General features: G+C 39.3%; 13 protein-coding genes. 12 read left to right on the top strand and 1 reads right to left on the bottom strand.

Annotated features, from left to right (window positions below):
• Nucleotides 1-72 precede the first annotated feature (72 nt).
• The 10 genes from galE to ELS83_RS07940 all read left to right on the top strand — a co-directional run bounded on the left by galE (nt 73) and on the right by ELS83_RS07940 (nt 15,003).
• The gene (gene galE, locus ELS83_RS07985; protein WP_171595016.1) at nt 73-1,098 is read left to right on the top strand and encodes a UDP-glucose 4-epimerase GalE; all 1,026 of its coding nucleotides are present in this window, start codon (nt 73-75) and stop codon (nt 1,096-1,098) included.
• 68 nt (nt 1,099-1,166) lie between these two features.
• The gene (gene lacZ, locus ELS83_RS07980) at nt 1,167-4,370 is read left to right on the top strand and encodes a beta-galactosidase, LacZ type (protein WP_171595015.1); all 3,204 of its coding nucleotides are present in this window, start codon (nt 1,167-1,169) and stop codon (nt 4,368-4,370) included.
• Nucleotides 4,371-4,499: 129 nt separating this feature from the next.
• Nucleotides 4,500-5,729, top strand: a complete 1,230-nt coding sequence (locus ELS83_RS07975) for an ROK family protein (protein WP_171595014.1) — start codon at nt 4,500-4,502, stop codon at nt 5,727-5,729.
• Between the two features lie 124 nt (nt 5,730-5,853).
• Nucleotides 5,854-6,753 (top strand): nucleotidyltransferase family protein, encoded by a 900-nt coding sequence (locus tag ELS83_RS07970; RefSeq protein ID WP_171595013.1) that lies wholly within the window; start codon nt 5,854-5,856, stop codon nt 6,751-6,753.
• Nucleotides 6,754-6,824: 71 nt separating this feature from the next.
• Nucleotides 6,825-8,135: a sugar MFS transporter gene (locus ELS83_RS07965; RefSeq protein WP_171595012.1), complete on the top strand. Its 1,311-nt coding sequence runs from the start codon at nt 6,825-6,827 to the stop codon at nt 8,133-8,135.
• An 8-nt stretch (nt 8,136-8,143) separates the two neighbouring features.
• Complete coding sequence (locus ELS83_RS07960; protein WP_171595011.1) at nt 8,144-9,247, top strand: phosphotransferase enzyme family protein; 1,104 nt, start codon at nt 8,144-8,146, stop codon at nt 9,245-9,247.
• A gap of 93 nt (nt 9,248-9,340) precedes the next feature.
• Nucleotides 9,341-11,668, top strand: coding sequence for a glucosamine-6-phosphate isomerase (locus ELS83_RS07955; RefSeq protein WP_171595010.1), 2,328 nt, complete (start codon nt 9,341-9,343; stop codon nt 11,666-11,668).
• Nucleotides 11,669-11,726: 58 nt separating this feature from the next.
• Entirely contained in the window at nt 11,727-12,365 is a 639-nt protein-coding gene (locus tag ELS83_RS07950) for a carbohydrate-binding family 9-like protein (RefSeq protein ID WP_171595009.1), read from the top strand.
• 39 nt (nt 12,366-12,404) lie between these two features.
• Nucleotides 12,405-13,424: an ROK family protein gene (locus ELS83_RS07945; protein ID WP_171595008.1), complete on the top strand. Its 1,020-nt coding sequence runs from the start codon at nt 12,405-12,407 to the stop codon at nt 13,422-13,424.
• Nucleotides 13,417-15,003, top strand: a complete 1,587-nt coding sequence (locus ELS83_RS07940) for a beta-N-acetylhexosaminidase (protein ID WP_249414422.1) — start codon at nt 13,417-13,419, stop codon at nt 15,001-15,003. Before ELS83_RS07945 ends, ELS83_RS07940 begins: the two co-directional genes overlap by 8 nt.
• Nucleotides 15,004-15,146: 143 nt before the next feature.
• Here ELS83_RS07940 and ELS83_RS07935 read toward each other — a convergent pair whose 3' ends face one another.
• Nucleotides 15,147-16,556, bottom strand: coding sequence for a M64 family metallopeptidase (locus tag ELS83_RS07935; RefSeq protein WP_171595007.1), 1,410 nt, complete (start codon nt 16,554-16,556; stop codon nt 15,147-15,149).
• A gap of 411 nt (nt 16,557-16,967) precedes the next feature.
• Here ELS83_RS07935 and ELS83_RS07930 point away from each other — a divergent pair, with 411 nt between their 5' ends.
• Nucleotides 16,968-17,681: a FadR/GntR family transcriptional regulator gene (locus ELS83_RS07930; protein WP_171595006.1), complete on the top strand. Its 714-nt coding sequence runs from the start codon at nt 16,968-16,970 to the stop codon at nt 17,679-17,681.
• Between the two features lie 181 nt (nt 17,682-17,862).
• Complete coding sequence (locus tag ELS83_RS07925) at nt 17,863-20,907, top strand: SusC/RagA family TonB-linked outer membrane protein (protein WP_171595005.1); 3,045 nt, start codon at nt 17,863-17,865, stop codon at nt 20,905-20,907.
• The last annotated feature ends 17 nt before the right edge of the window (nt 20,908-20,924 follow it).

Here is a 20,924-nt window from a genome sequence, read left to right as displayed (position 1 = left end):
TGAAGATGTCGTTAAGTCGAACGATCTTCACTATTATTTTATCTATCGTAAATGAATTCAAGAAAAAAAGTGATGAGTAAGAAAATTTTGGTAACAGGCGGAACAGGATTTATCGGTTCGCATACAGTGGTAGAATTACAGAATAACGGATTTGATGTGGTAATTGTAGATAACCTTTCGAATTCGAAAGTGGAGGTGTTGGATCAGATCGAGAAGATTACAGGAACAAAACCCGAATTTGAGTGTTTCGATTTAACCGACAGGCAAAAAACAATACAATTTTTTGAGAAGCAGGAAAAACTAGAGGCTATTATCCATTTTGCCGCATCGAAAGCTGTTGGGGAATCGGTTGAAAAACCATTGATGTATTACCACAATAACTTGAATTCTTTAATGAATTTGATGGAATGCATGCAGGAATTTGATGTGCAGAATTTGGTATTCTCTTCATCGTGTACAGTTTACGGTCAGCCAGACCAATTGCCTGTAACCGAACAAACGCCAAGAAAAGAGGCTGAATCGCCTTACGGAAATACCAAAAGCATTTGTGAAGATATCATTCGCGATGTGTGCAAGGCAAATCCACAACTGAAGGGAATTGCCCTTAGATATTTTAATCCAATTGGAGCTCACGAAAGTGCTTTGATTGGCGAGTTGCCTTTGGGTGTTCCAAACAACCTGATTCCATTCCTTACCCAAACCGTTGCAGGTATCCGTAAAGAATTAAGTGTGTTTGGCGACGATTACAATACGCCAGATGGTTCGGCCATTCGCGATTACATTCATGTGGTTGATTTGGCAAAAGCACATGTTGTTGCCATAGAACGATTGCTCGATAATCAAAACAAAGAAAACTGTGAGTTCTTTAATGTTGGAACAGGGAATGGAGTGTCGGTATTGGAAATTATCAATTCTTTTGAAAGATCGACGGGAGAAAAAGTGCCTCACAAAATCACTGGCAGAAGAGAGGGCGATATTGAACAGATATATGCCGATACCGCATATGCCAACCAGGAATTGAATTGGAAGGCAGAGAGCAGCCTGGATGAAACTTTACTTTCGGCCTGGAAGTGGCAGGTAAATCTGAAAAATTTTTAAGATTACTTTTTGTGAGAGGGGAACGGTAGGAGTGAGGATTACGAAGAGCATTTGAATTTTTGAAAAAAATGAGAACAATATCCATGAAAATGATAAAACTGTTTCCCTTGATTTTAATCTTACTGTGTTGTGTAAAGGGTTTTGAAACTGTGGCTCAGAATCAAGAAAGCGACTTGTCGTTTTTAGAAAATCCAAAAATGTTCGATCAGAATAAAGAGGCTGCACATGCCAGCTTTATTCCCTTTAAAAGCGAACAAGCTGCACTGACTAAGAAAAGACAAGAGTCGGTATATTACAAAAACTTAAATGGAAACTGGAAGTTCAATTGGGTGCGAAAACCTGCCGATCGTCCAAAAGATTTTTATAAAACTTCCTATGATGATTCCAATTGGAAGGAGATTCCTGTTCCTTCCAATTGGGAGTTGGAAGGCTATGGAGTTCCTATCTATGTAAATCATCAGTACGAGTTTGCTGATTACAAAGCCCCCGTTTCAGATGAAATTGGGTTTGTGGAGAAAATCTACCCCAAGCATCCAGGAAAAATACCACACGACTACAATCCGGTTGGATCGTACAGAAAAATTTTTACCATTCCTGATACCTGGGATGGAAGACAAATCTTTATTCAGTTTGGTGCTGTAAAATCGGCCATGTTTTTATGGGTGAATGGCCAGAGAGTAGGCTACTCGCAAGGCAGCAAAACACCAGCCGAATGGGACATTACCAAATATCTGCAAAATGGCGAGAATATATTGGCAGTAGAAGTATTTCGTTGGAGCGATGGCTCTTACCTGGAATGCCAGGATTTTTGGAGAATCAGTGGCATCGAAAGAGATGTTTTCCTCTACTCAACACCTAAAGTTCGCATTCGCGATTTCTTTGCCAGAACCGATCTGGATTCACAATATCAAAATGGATTGTTTTCGTTAGATGTAGATCTTAGAAATCATACACAACAATTGAAATCTGGAAATTATTCAATTGAATACAAGCTGTTGGATGATCAAAGAAAAGTGATTGCCAGTGATGTTCAAACGGCTAAAATTCACAAGAATAAGGATCTTTCATTGCATTTTTCCACTACGATTCAGAATCCTAAAAAATGGACTGCCGAAACACCCAATTTATATACGCTAATTATTCAACTTAAGGATAAAAAGGATGTGGTAAAAGAGGTGGTGACCTGTAAAATGGGCTTTCGAAAAATCGAGATCAAAGATGCTGTTTTTCATATTAATGGGAAGGCTGTTTTGATAAAAGGTGTAAATCGCCACGAGCACGATCAGCACAAAGGGCATGTAGTGAGCGAGGAAAATATGCTGAAAGAAATTGCGCTCATGAAACAGTTCAATATTAATGCGGTGCGAACCAGTCATTACCCTTGCGATGAAGGTTTTTACGAATTATGCGATCAGTATGGATTGTACGTAACAAATGAAGCCAATATTGAATCGCACGGAATGTACTATGGTAAACATTCTTTGGCTAAAAATCCGGAATGGAAAGAGGCTCATTTGGACCGAAATATTCGAATGGTAGAGCGCGACAAAAATCATCCATGCGTAATTGTATGGTCGATGGCAAACGAAGCAGGCGATGGTGAGAATTTTACTGCTGTTTACAAATGGATAAAAGATCGTGACCCATCGCGCCCAATTCATTATGAGCGTGCAATTATGGGCGATAATACCGATTTGTATTGTCCGCAGTACCCGGGCGTGAAGCATTTGGAAAAATATGCATCTCAAAAGCAAACAAAGCCAATGATTATAAGCGAGTACTCGCATGCCATGGGAAACAGCACTGGCAACCTGGTAGATTTGTGGGATGTGATTTACAAAGCGGAAAACACCCAGTTGCAGGGAGGATACATTTGGGATTGGATTGACCAGGCATTGGTGAAAACAGATGAGGATGGAAAAGAATTTTGGGCTTACGGTGGCGATTACGGACCTAAGGGAATGCCTTCGGATAATAATTTTGTGGTGAATGGAATTATTTCAGCTGATTACACTCCACAACCGGCAATGTGGGAAGTAAAATACGCTTATCAGTACGTTCGATTCGAAGCTGTAGATCTTGAAAAAGGAATATTTAAAGTGAAGAACTTTCACGATTTTATTGATTTGGCCAAGTATGATATTCTGTGGACCTTATCGGGCAATGGAAAGACCATTCAAAAAGGAAAACTCCGTGATTTTAATCTGCAAGCACAAGAGAGTAAGTTGGTGACATTAGCCATTCAAACTTTTGAACCAATGGCGGAAGTGGAGTATTTTATCGATTTTTCGGTGGTGTTAAAAGAGAGTGAGCCATTTTTAAAGCAAGGTTTTGAAGTGGCACACGAACAATTTCAACTTCCGGTTTACAAAAAACGCAAAAAAGAGAGTGTTGCGGCAAACTTATACCTGCATGAAGACGATGGTAAAATAAAAATCTCTGGTAAAAATTTTGTGATTCGTTTCGACAAGACCAATGGCCAGATTTCATCTTACCAGGTGAATGGCATGGAACTGTTTCAAAAAGGTTTACAGGTGAACTTCTGGCGTCCTTGTAACGATAATGATAAAGGAAGCAATATGATCAAACGCCTTGGAGTTTGGAGAGAAGTTTCAAAATCGATAAAACTAACTGATTGTAAGGTGGAGCAAAAGAATGAGAGAGCAATAGAATTGTTTGTAAATTATGACCTTCCAGCCGTAAAATCCACGCAAAGTGTAAGCTATAAAATTGATGGAAACGGAAAGATTGAAATGTTGAGCTCTTTCCATAAAGGAGAAGATGACTTGCCCGATTTACCGCGCTTTGGCATGCGTTGCCAACTGCCTGTGAATTTCGATCAGTTGGAATATTTTGGACGTGGTCCGCACGAGAATTATTGCGATAGAAATAGAAGCGCATTTGTGGGAAAATACAGTAGCAAGGTAAAAGACCAGTATTTCAAATATGTTCGTCCACAAGAGAATGGCTATAAAACGGATGTTAGGTGGTTTGAGTTGAGAAACGAAAAGGGTTTTGGACTGCGCATTTCTGGTCTGCCAAGACTTGGATTTTCGGCACTTCACAATCCTGTAGAGGATTTTGATCAGATCACGCATCAGGATTTTCGCCATACCAATGACATTGTAAAAAAAGATGGTGTTTTTGTGACTTTTGATTTGAAACAAATGGGAGTTGCAGGAGACAATTCCTGGGGAGCAAAACCTTATAAACAATACAGTTTACCTGCTAAAAACTACCAGTTTTCTTTTAGCATTCAGCCGGTATTTTAGCAGTATGCATTTCAGTCAGAAAATCAGAATGAATAATCTTTTAAAAAATATTATAAAAGTATTCGGTAAAAAGAAAAAATATTTTAATTTTACATTCGTAATACAAAAAACTAACTAGAAGAGAAACGTTTGAGAACTCAATTTCTATACGAAAAGAATCTTACAGGTGTAGCAAACTCTGTAAAGAGGAAACAAGAACAATATCTTAAAATTGTTCGACACCTATATTACAATGGAGCAGCATCGATTGCCGAAATTGTAAAAGCAGTAAAAATTAGCCAACCGCTTGTTGCTTCTTTGGTCGATGATTTAATGGGCTATGGAATGCTGCTGGACAATGGTATTGGAGAGTCGATAGGTGGACGACGCCCGAATCTGTTTTGTATCAATCCCGAATATCAGTATGTAATAGGTGTTGATATCAATTTACATTCCTTGAACCTGGCAGTTTTTGATCTGTCGAACAAACAGATTCACAGGGAAGAAATTAAATACTTCGACCTTGAAAATAGTGAAGAATACCTAACGGCTCTACTGGAGAAAATCGAACGAATGATTTCCCGATTGGGAATAGCGCGCGAAAAATATCTTTCTGTTGGAATTTCGATACCCGGTTTGGTTGATGCCAGGCATGGTTTAAGTCATACCCACCTTTCGGTTGCGGAAAATGGATTGGCTCAATACTTAAGCGAAAAACTGGGAATGAGTGTGCAGCTCGACAATGATGCCAGGATTATGGCATTGGGAGAGAAGGCATTCGGGAAAGCCATAGACAAGGAAAATGTACTTTGTTTGAACCTAAGTAATGGTATTGGTTTGGGAATGATTTTGAATGGTGAGCTTCACTCCGGAAAAAATGGATTTGCCGGTGAGTTTGGACACATTCTTATCGATCCAAAAGGAGAGCTTTGCCATTGTGGTAAAATTGGTTGCCTGGAAACGCTTACCTCTGGTAAAATCCTGGTAAGAAATGTGAAGAAGGCCATTGAAAATGGACAACCTACCATATTGGCACAATACCACGAAGAAGGGAAAAAAATAGATTTGAGAGCAGTGGTTGAGGCCATACAGGCCGGAGATCAATTTGCGATAGACCAGCTGAACCAAATGTGTGAATATTTGGGAAAAGGCCTGGTAACTCTGATTCACTTGCTGAATCCGGAAATGGTAATTATAGGAGGGAAACTGGCACATACAGGGAAAATTGTGTTGGATCCGGTTGCCATGTCAATGAATAAATATGCCATGAGTAGAATTAGTTCAGAAACCGAATTGGTTTGTTCCGATTTGCTGGATAATTCGGCCCTAATGGGAACCATGGCCAATGTAATGAAATGCGTGTTAAGTTTAGATGAATAGAGGAATAATTGATTCCCGCATGGTTGAACTTTGGTTCAATATTTAATTGTAGTAGTAGTGTTTTGCGGGAATCAATTTCTTCTTATAGGTGAACGATTAGATAACAAATACTAAAGACAGACACATGAAACCAACATTATTAGTATTAGCAGCAGGAATGGGAAGCCGTTATGGAGGCTTAAAACAAGTTGATCCAATAGGGCCATCGGGCGAGACAATTATCGATTACTCAATATTTGATGCAATAAAAGCCGGCTTTGGAAAAATTGTATTCGTGATTCGCGAACAATTCGAAGCAGATTTTAAAAAGCGATTTGTTGAAAAACTGGAAGGCAAAATCGAACTTGAGTTTGTGAACCAGGAAATTTTTAAAGTGCCTGAAGGAGCAGTTTACACTCCCGAAAGAGAAAAACCATGGGGAACTGGTCATGCAATATTAATGGCAAAAGACTGCATTAAAGAACCATTTGCTGTGATTAATGCTGATGATTTTTATGGAGCCTCAGCTTTTAAAACCATGGCAGACTTCCTGAAAGATGGAGCCAGTGAGAAAGAAAATTGCATGTTGGCTTACTTCCTGAAAAACACCATTTCGGAAAACGGATCAGTTTCGAGAGGTATTTGTACTGCCAACGAGAATGACCATTTGCTTACTGTGGTTGAAAGAACGCATATCGAAAAGTTGCCTGAACATATTGCCTATCTCGAAGATGAGAAGTGGTATCCATTGGCCGATGAATCAACGGTATCGATGAACTTTTGGGGATTTACACCAAACGTATTTGAGCATTTGAATACTCAATTCAAAACCTTCCTTGCCAAAAGTGGAAGCGAATTAAAGTCTGAGTTTTATATCCCATCGGTTGTTGCAGAGCTGATTGATCAGGACGAAACACAATTCAAAGTTTTACGATCCGATTCACAATGGTTTGGAGTGACTTATAAAGAGGATAAAGAAAAAGCTGTACAAGCCATAAAACAGTTGATTGATAAGGGAGAATATCCTAATAATTTGTGGAGTTAAACCGAACTATTTTCTAAGAAACATATCATGAAATACAGTTTGTACATTTCATGACCTAAAAAAAAGACAACATGAGTACTTCTAAAACTTCGTTTAAGAACTTTATTTTACCAATGATTATTATTGGTGCACTGTTCTTCATATTTGGTTTTGTAACGTGGTTGAATGGAATTTTAATTCCTTACCTAAAAATAGCTTGCGAATTAACAGATTTTCAAGCCCTGTTTGTAGCATTTGCTTTTTACATTGCCTATACGGTAATGGCTTTGCCATCGGCCTGGGTATTAAAAAAGACAGGATTTAAAAATGGAATGATGGTAGGTTTGTGGGTAATGGCCATCGGGACCATTATTTTCATTCCGGCAGCAATGTCGAGAACTTACGCAGTGTTCTTAACCGGTTTATTTGTAATGGGTACTGGATTGGCCTTGTTGCAAACTGCATCCAATCCGTATGTAACTATTATTGGGCCAAAAGAGAGTGCTGCCCGCAGAATCAGTATACTCGGAATTTGTAACAAGTTTGCAGGTGCAATGGCTCCACTAATTCTTGCTTACTACATTCTGAACGATGGTGATGCCTTTGTAGAAAGCTTGAAGGCAATGGATGCAACAGCAAGATTGGCTGCACTCGATTCATTGGCTGCCAGGGTAATCAATCCATACATTGTGATGACTGTTGTTCTGATTTTAATGGGAATTGGTGTTCGTTTGGCGCCGCTACCAGAAATTGATACAGACAAAGAAGAAAACGAAGTGGAAGAAAGCACCACAGTTAAAAAGAGCATTTTCGATTTCCCTCACCTTATTTTGGGTGTGTTGGCACTCTTCTTCTATGTGGGAGCAGAGGTAATTGCAGGCGATACCATCATTAACTACGGATTGTCACTGGGCATTGAACTGAACACAGCAAAGGCATTTACTTCATACACAATGGTAACCATGGTTGTGGGGTATTTGTTAGGAGTGGCATTAATTCCAAACGTAATTACTCAACGTTTCGCATTAAAAGCATCGGCTATACTGGGTTTGGTTTTCGCAATGGGTGCCATTTTTACAACAGGTATCACTTCCGTGATATTTGTGGCACTATTTGGTTTGGCAAATGCTTTGGTTTGGCCGGCAATCTGGCCGCTGGCTTTATCCGGTTTGGGAAGCTTTATTAGCACAGGTTCAGCCTTGTTAATTATGGCCATTTCGGGAGGGGCAATTTTACCACTAATTTGGGGTAGAATGTCTGATGTATTCTCAACTCAGCAAGCATACTGGATCATGGTGCCATGTTACCTGTTTATCCTGTTTTATGCATTAAGAGGATACAAGATCAGATCCTGGAAACCAGGAACAAAGAGTGTTGAAGCAGAGACGGTAACAAGCAAGTAATTTTGATCATGGAACTTGAATTACGAAACATTGCATCAAGATTTCAGATTGTTGGAGAAATAGCTTCGGTTCGTCCGCTGGGAGAGGGTTTTATCAACGATACCTTCCTGGTAAAAACCAAATTGGAAAGTACACCAGATTATCTCCTGCAAAGAAAGAACAAGAGCATCTTTAAAGATGTTCCGGGAATGATGCAAAATATCATTAGTGTTACTTCTCATCTGAAAGAAAAAATAAAGAAAAATGGTGGCGATCCAAACAGGGAAGCCATGACGATTATACTTTCTGAAGAAGGAAATCCATACTTTACAGATAGCAAGGATGACTACTGGACCTTGTGCCTTTTTATTAAGGACAATATCAGTTATGATGATGCGGATAGTCCAAAACTGGCCTATGCCGGCGGTAAGGGAATCGGGAAATTCCAGGCCATGTTGGCAGATTTGAAAGAGCCGCTTACCGATATTCTTCCGGGCTTTCACAATATCCGTTTTCGTTTCGAACAATGGGATGAAGTTTTGGATAGAGATCCGCTTAAGCGAAAGAAAGACCTTGAAGAGGAAATTTCGTGGATCGAAGAGAGAAGAAACGAGATGCTGGAGTTTTGGGAATTGGTGGAAGAAGGAATAATTCCAGCACGCGTGACTCACAACGATACCAAAATCAACAATATCCTTTTCGATAGGGATGGAAAAGATCTTTGCGTTATTGATTTGGATACAGTTCTGAATAGCACTGTGCTAAACGATTTTGGAGACGCAATTAGATCTTATACCAATACCGGATTAGAAGATGATGAAAACCTGGAACAGGTAAGTATGGATATGGAAATGTTTAAAGCCTATACCAAAGGATATTTGGAGGAAAGTATGGCATTCTTATCCGAAAAGGAAATTGAGTACCTGGCCTTTTCGGCAAGATACATCACTTTCGAACAGGTCTTACGATTCCTTATGGATTATATAGATGGCGACAATTACTACAAAACCAAATCGCCTCAGCACAATTTGATCAGAACCCATGCTCAATACAAATTATTGCGAAGTATGGAAGATCAGTTCGATCAGATGAATGAAGAGGTAATGCAGTTTTGCAAAGAATTGTCGGCCTAAAAAATGTGTAAAATAATAAAGCTAACTCATAGATAACGAGCTTTTTCTCCTTGTGTGGTGGAGATTCAGCCGAAAAAGATTTTAAAGAGAGAAATGGAAAAAAGATTCGAATCAAGAGTAGAGCAAGCATTCTATGAATTATCGGGAGTGCAGGAAATTACAAGCAAAATTCCTTACGTTACGGTTGATAATTTCCCAAAATTAGGATTATTGACATCGCTTCGTTTCCTGGAATGGGCGGAGCAAAACCCTCAGGGAGTAATTAGTTTGCCTACGGGTAAAACTCCTGAATATTTTATCAAGTATACGCAGTTTTTATTAGAGAACTGGGACAATAAAAAAGGAATTGAAATTCGTGAACAATATGGTTTAGGTGAAATGGCCAAGCCAGATTTGAGCGGATTGCAATTTGTTCAAATCGATGAGTTTTATCCAATTGATCCACGCCAGCACAATAGTTTCTACAACTATGTGATGAAATATTACATCGAAGGATTTGGTTTGAAAAAAGAGAATGCTTTGCTAATCAACTCCGATGAAATTCCATTGGCCGACAACAAAACATTCCTGGAGGTTTTTCCAGATTACAATATCGATTTATCGCTTCGTTACCGTGAAGCAACAAGTGAAGTTGAGAAAATGCAGCAGGAATCGATCTTTATGATTGACAATTGGTGTACGCAATACGAACAAAAGATTCGCGAAAAAGGTGGCATTGGTTTCTTCCTGGGAGGAATTGGCCCAGATGGTCACATTGCCTTTAATACTCGAGGATCGGATCATTATTCCACCACACGATTAACCAAAACAAATTTCGAAACCCAGGCTGTAGCAGCAGGAGATTTGGGAGGAATCGAAGTGTCGAGAAACCGCCTGGTAATTACCATTGGTTTGGATACCATTACTCACGATCCAAATGCTGTGTCCATTATATTTGCAGCAGGTGAAGCCAAAGCTGATATTGTTAAAGGTTCGCTGGAGACAGAACCCGATGCGGTGTACCCGGCTTCGGTACTTCAGCGCCAGAAAAATAGTCGTTTTTACCTGACAACAGGTGCAGCTTGTAAGCTTACCGATAGTGTAAATCAATACTATAAAACCGGAGATTGGACACATACAAAAACCGAGAAATCGATTATTGATTTGTGTCAGAAAATCAACAAATACGGTCATCATCTAACATTGGAAGACCTAAAGGCTGATCCTTACACCAGCCAGATCCCGAATTTGAACGAAGGAACAGTACAAACAGTAATTGATTCCATAAAAGTAAAGCTTGACAAAGGCATGAAGGCTGACAATGATGAGGTGATTTACCATACAGGACCTCACCACGATGACATCATGTTGGGAATTATGCCATACACCAATCGCCAGATGCGTTCGGCAAGCAATGAAATTCACTTTTCGGTGCTAACTTCAGGTTTTACGGCCGTGACCAACGGATTCATTATTGGTGTGTTAAAAGAATGCCAGGCTTTCATTGCACAAGGAGAAATTCAAATGCTCGATTATGCCGATTTCTTTGAGGAAGGATATAGCAAAAAATGGGACAAAGATGTTTCTCACTTTCTGAATTCGGTTGCAGAGCGCAATGAAATTGGAAAACGCAGAGGACTTTGTCACCGTGTAATTCGTTCGGTAGTTGGAATCTGGAAAGTACAAGACAGATATCACCTGAATAAAGTGATTGCCAGTGTAATTGGTGAGTTGGAAAGCTCGTACGATGGAGGTAAGAATTCGCCTGAGGTGCAGAAAATGAAGGGAATGGTGCGCGAGTTTGAAGAAGAACTGGTATGGGCTCACTTTGGAATACCTGTTCGTAATGTTCATCACCTGCGCCTGGGATTCTATAAAGGAGACATTTTTACCGAACTGCCAGAAAAGAACAGGGATATGCTTCCGGTTTTGGAAGAGTTTAGAAAATACAAACCAAGTACCATTAGTTTGGCTATGGATCCTGAAGGAAGTGGTCCTGATACTCACTATAAGGTTTTACAGGCCATTGCCGGAGCCGTTAAGGAGTGGGGAGAAGAAGAAGATCTTTCCAAACTTAGAATTATTGGTTACCGAAATGTTTGGTTCAAGTACCATCCGGCTGATGCCGATTATATTGTACCAGTATCGCTAAATGCACTTGATGTACTGGAAAATTCATTTACCGAATGTTACATGAGCCAGGTAAATGCTTCTTTCCCAAGTTACGAGTACGATGGGAAATTTAATGAATTGACTCAGAAAGTTTGGGTTCAACAATTAAAGCAAATTCAACTTTTATTGGGTAAAAACTTCTTCTACGAGAACGATCATCCATTGGTGCGTGCAACTCATGGTTTGGTTTACATGAAAGAAATGACTGCCGAAGAGTTTGTTGCAATGGCAAAAGATTTGGAGAAAGCAGTAGAAGAAAATCCGTTTTAGTACCACACATAAATACCATAGGATCGGAGAGTTTAGGCTCTTCGGTCCACCTTTTTTAATGAAACAATATCAGGTAAACAAGATAACAGAAACACTTGCAATTAAGGGGGAAGCAAGATCTTTGTTTTGGGACAAGGCAGAGGTGTTATCAGATTTTTCCTTAGCATGGAATAGTGAGCATGCGCAAGCAACCGAATTTAGAGCCTTGTACAACGATCAACATTTCTTTTTTAGGTTTGATGTTGAAGATGATCATGTTCTGACATTTATTGAACAAGATCATAAGCTGGAAGTAGTTGATTCTGATCGGGTAGAGATATTTTTTAGAAAGAATGATCAATTAAAACCATACTATTGCCTGGAAATGGATGCAAGAGGCAGGGTTTTGGATTATGAAGCCAATTACTATCGCGATTTCGATTATGAATGGAATTGGCCTGGTGATTTGGATGTGAAAGCATCTGAAAACAGTAAGGGCTATGTGGTAGAAGGTGCGATAAGTTTACAATCGCTTAGGAATTTAGGGATTTTAAAAGAGAATAAGATAGAGGCAGGATTGTACAGAGGATTTTGTACTCACCTGCCTGATAAAAATAGAGGAGCAGGATTCAAGTGGATTTCGTGGGTGAAACCAGATTCCGCCAAGCCAGATTTTCATATTCCTTCATCGTTTGGAGTTTTAAATCTGGAGAAGTAAAATTGACAATCACTGTTTGCAGAATAAGATAGAAAGAGAATGACTGAATTAGCAATTGGAATAGATATAGGAGGTACAAATACGGTGTTTGCCTGTATCGATTCGTTGGGAAATATAGTGGCGGAAGGAAGTATTCCAACTCAGACAAGGGAAGATTTCGAAGATTATATTGAAGATTTGATTGCTGCAATTCGCACTTCCATTGACCAATCGAAGCAGGAGGTAAAAATTGTAGGAGTTGGACTGGGAGCACCAAATGGAAGTTACAGGGCTGGAACAATTGAAAATGCTGCAAATTTAAGATGGAAAGGAAGCCTTCCAATTGCACAATTAATTGCGGAAAAATTGAATGTTCCGGTAAAGGTTACCAACGATGCAAATGCTGCAGCATTGGGCGAAAGAATATTTGGTGGCGCAAAAGAGATGTCCGATTTCATGGTAATTACCCTTGGAACCGGATTGGGTAGTGGTATAGTTGTGAATGGTGATTTGCTATACGGATACGAAGGTTTTGCAGGCGAGGTAGGCCATGTAATTGTTCGTCCGGGAGGCAGGGAGTGCGCATGTGGCAGAAAAGGCTGCCTGGAAACCTATGTGTCGGCTACCGGTGTAAAAAGAACCGTTTACAAATTGTTGGCAAAACATTTAGGAGATAGCACTTTGCGTGATATTCCTTTCAATGATCTGAATGCAAAAATGGTTGCCGATGCTGCCAATAAAGGCGATTTGGTTGCTTTGGAAACTTTCAAATATACGGGCAAGATGTTGGGAGAGGCTTTGTCGAATGTTGCGTCGGTAACAGCACCAGAGGCAATTTTTCTGTTTGGTGGATTGGCCAAAGCGGGAGATTTATTATTCGAACCAGTACAAAAAGTAATGGAAGAAAATCTCTTGTTCCTTTACAAGGATAAGATTAAATTGCTGCCATCACAATTGGGCGATAATGCCGGGGTTTTTGGAGCAGCAGCCATAATTTGGAACGATGAAAAAATTACATCGACACTTGAAAAAGACTTAATACCAAAACAAATACTTACCAAAACACATGGAAATGACTAAACTACAACATTTGATGTTTGCACTGCTCATTGGATTGGTGTTTACATCTTGTAAAGAACCGGTTCCTATGGATTTAGCAAAAGAAAATTTGATTCCAAAGCCAGTAAAACTAGAAGCTACAGGAAGCTCATTCGAATGGACGAAGAATACTCAAATTCATATCCAAAAAGGAAATGAGGAAACGAAAAAGATTGCCAATCATTTGATTGAAATGATTCAGCCAGCCACTGGTTTTCAACCTAAAATTAAGGAGCTGAAAACACCACTGGGAAGTCGCGGTATCTCCTTAATTCTTGACGAAAAATATAAAAACTTAGGAAAAGAGGGGTATCATTTAATGATTGATGCCCGAAAAATTTCATTACAGGCGTTTACTGCAGAAGGTTTGTTCAGGGGAATTCAGACCCTTCGTCAGTTGTTGCCGGCAAAAATTGAGGCAAAAGAAACACAAGAAGGTCCATGGCTAATTGCCAGTGGAACAATCGAAGACCATCCTCAGTATGGATATCGTGGTGCGATGTTGGACGTAGTTCGCCATTTTTTCGATGTAGATGAGGTGAAGCAATACATTGATTACCTGGCAGCTTATAAAATGAATGTTTTGCATTTGCATTTAACCGATGACCAGGGATGGAGAATTGAGATTAAATCGTGGCCTAAACTAACTGAAATTGGTGGAAAAACTGAAGTAGGTGGAGGAGAAGGAGGATTCTACACACAGGAGCAATACAAAGAGATTGTGCAATATGCTGCCGACCGATTTATTACCATTGTACCTGAAATAGATATGCCGGGCCATACCAATGCAGCTTTGGTTTCTTATGCCGAATTAAATGCCGATGGAAAAGCAAGAAAGCCATATACCGGAACAAAGGTTGGTTTCAGTACTTTGGCTACCAATAAAGAAATTACCTACCAATTTATCGATGATGTAATTCGAGAATTGGCTGCCTTAACACCAGGTGAGTACATTCATATTGGTGGAGATGAATCGCATGTAACCAAAAAGAAGGATTACATCAAGTTTGTAGAACGAGTACAGAAAATTGTTGAAGCTCACGACAAAAAAGTAATGGGTTGGGCCGATATCGCGGCAGCGAAATTAAACGAAACAGCAGTTGCGCAGTTCTGGCAAACCAAACCTACAAATGCACTAAAAGCAGTTGAGCAAAATGTAAAAATATTAATGTCGCCGGCAACTCGTGCATACATGGATATGCAGTACGATTCCATTTCTCCGCTAGGATTACATTGGGCAGGTTACCTTGAAGTTGATAAAGCTTACAATTGGACATTGGAAGGCAATGTAGAAGGCATTGACAAGGAAGATATTCTAGGAATTGAAGCTCCGCTTTGGGCTGAAACCATCGAGACCATGGACGATATTGAATACCTGATTTTCCCTCGCTTGTTGGGATATGCAGAATTGGGCTGGTCGCCTGATCAAAACAATTCATGGGATGAATACAAAGTTCGCCTGGGAAAACAAAAAACAAGATTTGAGCTTCAGGATATCAATTACTATCAGTCTAAATTGGTTCCCTGGACCGATGAGAAAATGGATGAAGAGAAAAAATAGTTTGTTTTAAGTGATAATTTTTACACCCAAAGAGAAGATGCATTCTGATCTTTGGGTTTTTTGCTGTCAAAAAAAAACGGCTGTAAGCATCAACTTACAACCGTTTATATGTTTTAATCGAACTCAGGTTTTAAGCTAAGCGCTTATTTTGTGGTCTGATCGATAATCAATTTCACTGCTCTTTGGCAAGCCGGGCAGAATTGGTTGTGACGTGTAAACATGATACAGTTGGCAGCACTTCGATATAAACCTTTCGATTTGTACTGTGCACCTTCAAAAGCACCAACTTTACCACTGTGTTCCATATTCGACAGTAGTTCAGTATCCCAGGCGCGCTTCTTGATAAAGAATTCCTCCATCACCTTTTCTTCAACCTTAGCCTTACGCATTTCAACACGTTTTTTCTGTACTTCGATACTGTGTTTGTCGTACTTTTCTTTTTCCCAAGGCGTTGGCATCGGAGTGCCAGGTGTTAGAATGTCTTTCCATTTAATGGTTTCCGGATCGGTGTTAGCAGTCACATTCAATTCCCATGGCTCAAGGTGTTCAGCATCCATTTCGTATGCCGTTGCCGAGGTGTAATACTCATCAGCCAAATCGGCAAAATGATGACCAAACTCGTGAACAAACAAATACTCCTGGAATGCATTATCAACCGCAGCAGTAATGTACAAGTTGTATATACCGCCACCACCATAAATTGAATCGTTCATTAAAATGGCAGTAAACTCGTAAGGAACAGCAGCTGCAGCATCTCTAATTTTTTTATTGTCGTAACCCAAAGCATAACGCTCCGAACCAAAAGCTCCGTAGGTAACCGATAGAGCCGATCGTGTGTAAATATCCTGGTGAGGGTGGTTTACGCCAGAATCAGGAGAAGGTGTTTCTACTGCTCTGATCGAAAATTTATCCTTAAATGCAGCGAAAGGCTCAGTGTTTAAAAGAACTTCGGCAAATCGCTCTGCATCTTTCTTGAATTTTGGCATATCTTCTTTCGCATAACCTTCACCTAACACAACGATGTCCACTTGCTTTTCAGGAGCACCATTCACAACAATATCAATGGTATTGTAATGATTTTTAACTGCAGAAGGGAATGCCCTGTGGTGCTTAGGATCAACCATATAAGTCCATACCGGATCGAAACCATTTTTAATGTTTCTCTTTAGAATGGTTAATTCTACCTTTTGTTTAGGCCATGGAAAACGTACCGATTCGTGAAAGCTTCCCCATTCTTTTTCAGCCTCAGGAGTGGTTTCCCATTCGCCATAAATGCTCGAGTAACCTCTTGAGTAAAGCAATTTGCCGGTTTTAGGATCTTTAATTTCAAAGAAATACTTTCCAAGGTTTAGTTCATCCAGCAAAGCTGTTTTGCTTCCTGCCCATTCGCCATCGTTTACCATTTGGTCGAAGGCAAAGTGTTCTTCGTTGGCATTACCAATATGACTGTAGTCTAAACGCATGGTTGCGTTGGTAAAGTAGTCTGCATATTGTGCTTGTGCTACAAATGAAAGGCTCACCAATAACAAAGCAAATGCGATAATTTTTTTCATGATATAGTGTTTTTGTTCGGGTTTTAATTCATGCACAAGATAAAGAATATCGCCGACAGGAAAGATGTTGAATGTCATGCTTCACAAAATTTCAAATCAAAGACTAAATCTTGTGGTCTGAAGTGGTCAGGCAATCAATTTTGAAGCTGTAAAATGGTAATTTTTGGATTGATTTAAAATTGGTCGACCAGTCGAAAAGGATTGTGATTCTCCAAAATTATGCCAAATCATGAAAAAAAAATGAAAAAAAAATCGATTGCCGGAAAGTGTTGTATCTGCTAATATTCAAGCCTGTTGGAGCGTGTTGAAATAGACTTTGTGAAGGTGTGATATTTTGAAATAAAAAAATAGTCCGTATATTTGGTCAACCAATTAGTGGACGAACAGACGTTAGTCGAGTAGTTTTTAGATATGGAAATATTAGAAAGTTTTAAAACGATTGAAATTGATAGTCCGGTTGACAAGATCATCCGTCAGATTAGAGATTTGATCGTTGCTGGTTATTTAAGAACAGGAGACAAATTACCTTCCGAGAGAAAATTGTCTGAAAAATTTGGCATTGGTAGAACTCATATCCGTAATGCCATTAAGAAATTAGAGTTCTATGGAATTCTAACCACTCATCCACAAAGTGGTGTTGTTGTAAATGGGGCAGACCTTGGTGCCATGGAAGGACTCATTACCAATGTCATGAAAATTGAGCGCCCAGACTTTTTCTCACTGGTAGAAACCAGGTGTTTCATGGAGATATTTTCGGTTCAGCAAGCTGCAGTAAGAAGAAGCGAAGAGGATCTTGAAAATTTGGAGAAAGCTCACCTTGCCTTAAAAGAAAAGATAGATAATGACTTGCCTGCCGAGAATGAGGATTTCTTGTTCCACCTAAAAATTGCAGAAGCAAGTCATAATTCTGTGATTAAAACTCTCATGTTAATTGTCTTGCCTGATATTCTTGAAATTTATAGAAAAGAGAATGTATGTACTGGTGATGGTTTAAAAAAATCACTGGCAGAACATGAAGGCATTTTAAGGGCGATCAGACAGAAGGATTCTGACCTGGCTGCCAGATATATGGAAGAGCACTTACAGGATGTGCTCGATTTTAGTAGGAAAAAAATAAGTGTGTAAACAAAACTAATCCTGTTGCTCCTCTAAGCAGGAACGATGCGATTGGATATTAATCAATTTAATTTCAAATGCTTTTTAAGCTTTTTAATTATCAGATTGGGCCCTGGATGATTAGCTGAGTCGGAAAAAGTATTGATCTATAGAACCTAATAACTAACTAATTTTACTAAATTAAAGTGAAATGAAAAGAAAAATCCTAATGCTAATAGCTTTATTAACAGGGTTCTCCTCTTATTTGTTTGCCCAGCAAACGATTACGGGGAATATTGTTGATAAAACAGATAACTCACCTTTAATAGGTGTGAGTATATACGAAAAGGGTACAACAAATGGTACTGTTACTGATTATAATGGAAACTACACAATAAGTGTTGCCGGAGCAGAGAGTGTTTTGGTATATTCATTTGTAGGTTATGAAACAATAGAAAAGCTTGTAGGATCGGAAACAGCTATTAATATTGTAATGGGTGTTGATGCCGAAAGTTTGGAAGAAGTGGTGGTAATTGGGTACGGTACCCAAAAGAAATCACACCTTACCGGGGCAATTTCGAAAGTTGTGAACGATGACATGGAGCAAGTTGCAGTAGCTCGTGTTGATGACGCTTTGGTTGGAAAAGTTTCTGGTGTAAACATTCAGGCAACCGATGGTGGGGCAGGTACAGCACCAACCATTAGAATTAGAGGTACAGGATCGATTAGTGGAAGCTCCGATCCGCTAATTGTTGTTGATGGTATCGTTGTTGATTCTGATTACCTGGGCAACCTGGATATGAACGATGTTGAGTCGTTTGAGGTATTAAAAGATGCTGCTTCGGCTGCAATTTACGGTTCCAGGGGTGCAAATGGTGTAATCATGATTACATCGAAGCAAGGTAAAGAAGGAAAAACCAAATTCAACTACAACTCTTATATCGGTTTTAAAGAGGCTCACCAAAGTGATGATTATTACTTTACAGTTGCCGAAACTGCAGCTGCCGAATTGGCTGCTACAGGTGCACTTTCTGCAAAAACTCAGTACAAGCAAATGATTGGTGTTGACAGAGACTGGCAGGATGTGATTTTTGATGGTGGTACAATTCAAAATCACTCGTTTAGTGCAAGAGGTGGAAGTGAGAGTACGAAATTTAGTACTTCATTAAACTATTTGCATGATGAAGGTGTTCTTTTAACCGATGATTACAAAAAGTACAGTTTAAAATTAAAACTGGATACAAAAATTTCTAAAAACTTCTCTTTAGGAGTGAATTTGTCTCCTTCATTTTCAAACAGAAGAAGATTCGATGGTTCTACTCATGATATCCTGCGTCAAACTCCTTGGTTGCCAGTTTATCACGACGAGCATACCATTCAGTTTGTTGATCGAAACAATTACCCTGATGTACAGGTAGGTGATTACGCCAATCAACGTCATTTTGACAATTACATCCTGGATGGTCAGGAAGTAGACATTAGTAATACTTCGAATGTGAATCCGGCAGCGAAAGTTTTGGAAAGAGATTATACCTACAAGAAGTTTAAAATGTATGGTAGTCTTTATGCCAAGTATAAATTCACAAAAGGATTAAGCTTTAAAACTTCGGTTGGTGGTTCATTCCAGAATACAGATGTTCGAAGATGGCAAGGACCAAAGGCACACAGAAATGGTGCAGACAACACTCAGTTGTTTGAGTCAGCTCAAAACAGATTCCATATCGTAAATGACAACTTCTTTAACTTCAACAGAAGATTTGGTGACCACGATATTAGTGCAATTTTAGGGATGTCGGTTGAAGCCTGGGAAACTGAATTTTCAAGTATGTCGGGTACAGATTATGCATTCGACTACATTCAAAATATGAGTGCAGCAGGTACAATTAGTGCGGCTGAATCGGGAAAATATGAAGAACGTTTACTGTCTTTCACAAGTAGGGTAAATTATGCATATAAAGACAAGTATTTGGTATCGGCTAGTTTCAGACGCGATGGTAGTTCACGCTTTGGTTCGGATACGAAGTATGGTAATTTTAGCGCATTCTCATTGGGTTGGAGACTAAGCGAAGAAGATTTCTTAAAGAACAGTTCTGTTATCGATAACCTGAAACTTAGATTTAGTTATGGTGTAACGGGTAACAATGCAATTGATGCAAGCACAGTATATGAAGAGCATTATCCTTATTTGGCATTGCTGGAAACCTCTACATCTGTTGTAAATGGTTCAGCAGTAACAGGTTTTAATGCCTTGAATATTGCCAACCCTGATTTAGGATGGGAGAAATCGGTAGAAATTAACCCTGGTATTGACTTCATGTTATTCAATGGCGTGCTTTCAGGTTCGTTCGAGTATTATAAAAGAACCAGTGATAACCTGATTTTGGAAAACCCGGTTTCTTCAACTACAGGTTTCGATGCAGCATTAATTAACCGAGGTGAAGTACAAAATAGTGGTATTGAGCTGGAGTTAAGATCGAGAGTGAAAATTACCAACGATTTAACCTGGACAGGTACTTTATTGGCTTCGAAGAACAAAAACAAGTTGAACGATTTTGCTGAATCAAATGGCCAGATTCAAAGTGTTGATTCTAAGCGTGCAGCAGAATGGATTAACATGGAAGGCCTTCCAATTTCATCATTCTACGGTTGGGTTGTAGATAGAGATATTCCACTGGAGTATATCAAAAATCCTTACCATCCGGTAGGTGGAGAAGCACAGGATGTTTATGTGAAAGATTTAAATGGTGATGGTATTATTGATGATGAAGATAAAGCCGTTCTTGGTAACCCTTATCCTGAATTGATTTGGAGTTTCTCAAGTGAGTTCAATTATAAAAACTTCGATTTCAGCTTCATGTTCCAGGGATCACACGGTGCAGAGGTGAGAAATATGGGAGACCAGTACATCTTCAATCAGTTTAACAGCAGCCAGGATTTCGATCCAGCAATCACACCTGATCAGGAATTTATTAAAGCAAAAATTTTCACAGATGATATTATTCAGGATGCTTCTTACATCTCATTAAGAAATATAAATCTTGGATACACTTTCGGAAAAGGATTGTTAGGTAAAACATTCATCGAAAAGGCAAGAATTTATGTATCTGCACAAAACTTACTTTACTTAAAAGCAGACGATTATACCGGTTTTAACCCTGAGTCTATTGACAATACCTCTCCAACAACCTATGGTTACCAGAGAGCAGGTTCTCCGGTTTACAGAACAATTAGTGTAGGTGTAAATGTAGATTTTTAATCTAAAAAATGATGATA

This window comes from Marinifilum caeruleilacunae (assembly GCF_013141825.1).
In the GTDB taxonomy this organism is placed as follows: Bacteria; Bacteroidota; Bacteroidia; order Bacteroidales; family Marinifilaceae; genus Marinifilum; species Marinifilum caeruleilacunae.
Note: the sequence above shows the minus strand (reverse complement) of the source record. Positions and strands in the feature narration are given on the sequence as shown.

Bases quoted from the DNA above. Each gene is read 5' to 3' on its own strand.
- galE (WP_171595016.1), top strand. From the start codon at position 73: ATGAGTAAGAAAATTTTGGTAACAGGCGGAACAGGATTTATCGGTTCG.
- lacZ (WP_171595015.1), top strand. From the start codon at position 1,167: ATGAGAACAATATCCATGAAAATGATAAAACTGTTTCCCTTGATTTTA.
- ELS83_RS07970 (WP_171595013.1), top strand. From the start codon at position 5,854: ATGAAACCAACATTATTAGTATTAGCAGCAGGAATGGGAAGCCGTTAT.
- ELS83_RS07965 (WP_171595012.1), top strand. From the start codon at position 6,825: ATGAGTACTTCTAAAACTTCGTTTAAGAACTTTATTTTACCAATGATT.
- ELS83_RS07960 (WP_171595011.1), top strand. From the start codon at position 8,144: ATGGAACTTGAATTACGAAACATTGCATCAAGATTTCAGATTGTTGGA.
- ELS83_RS07955 (WP_171595010.1), top strand. From the start codon at position 9,341: ATGGAAAAAAGATTCGAATCAAGAGTAGAGCAAGCATTCTATGAATTA.
- ELS83_RS07950 (WP_171595009.1), top strand. From the start codon at position 11,727: ATGAAACAATATCAGGTAAACAAGATAACAGAAACACTTGCAATTAAG.
- ELS83_RS07945 (WP_171595008.1), top strand. From the start codon at position 12,405: ATGACTGAATTAGCAATTGGAATAGATATAGGAGGTACAAATACGGTG.
- ELS83_RS07940 (WP_249414422.1), top strand. From the start codon at position 13,417: ATGACTAAACTACAACATTTGATGTTTGCACTGCTCATTGGATTGGTG.
- ELS83_RS07935 (WP_171595007.1), bottom strand. From the start codon at position 16,556: ATGAAAAAAATTATCGCATTTGCTTTGTTATTGGTGAGCCTTTCATTT.
- ELS83_RS07930 (WP_171595006.1), top strand. From the start codon at position 16,968: ATGGAAATATTAGAAAGTTTTAAAACGATTGAAATTGATAGTCCGGTT.
- ELS83_RS07925 (WP_171595005.1), top strand. From the start codon at position 17,863: ATGAAAAGAAAAATCCTAATGCTAATAGCTTTATTAACAGGGTTCTCC.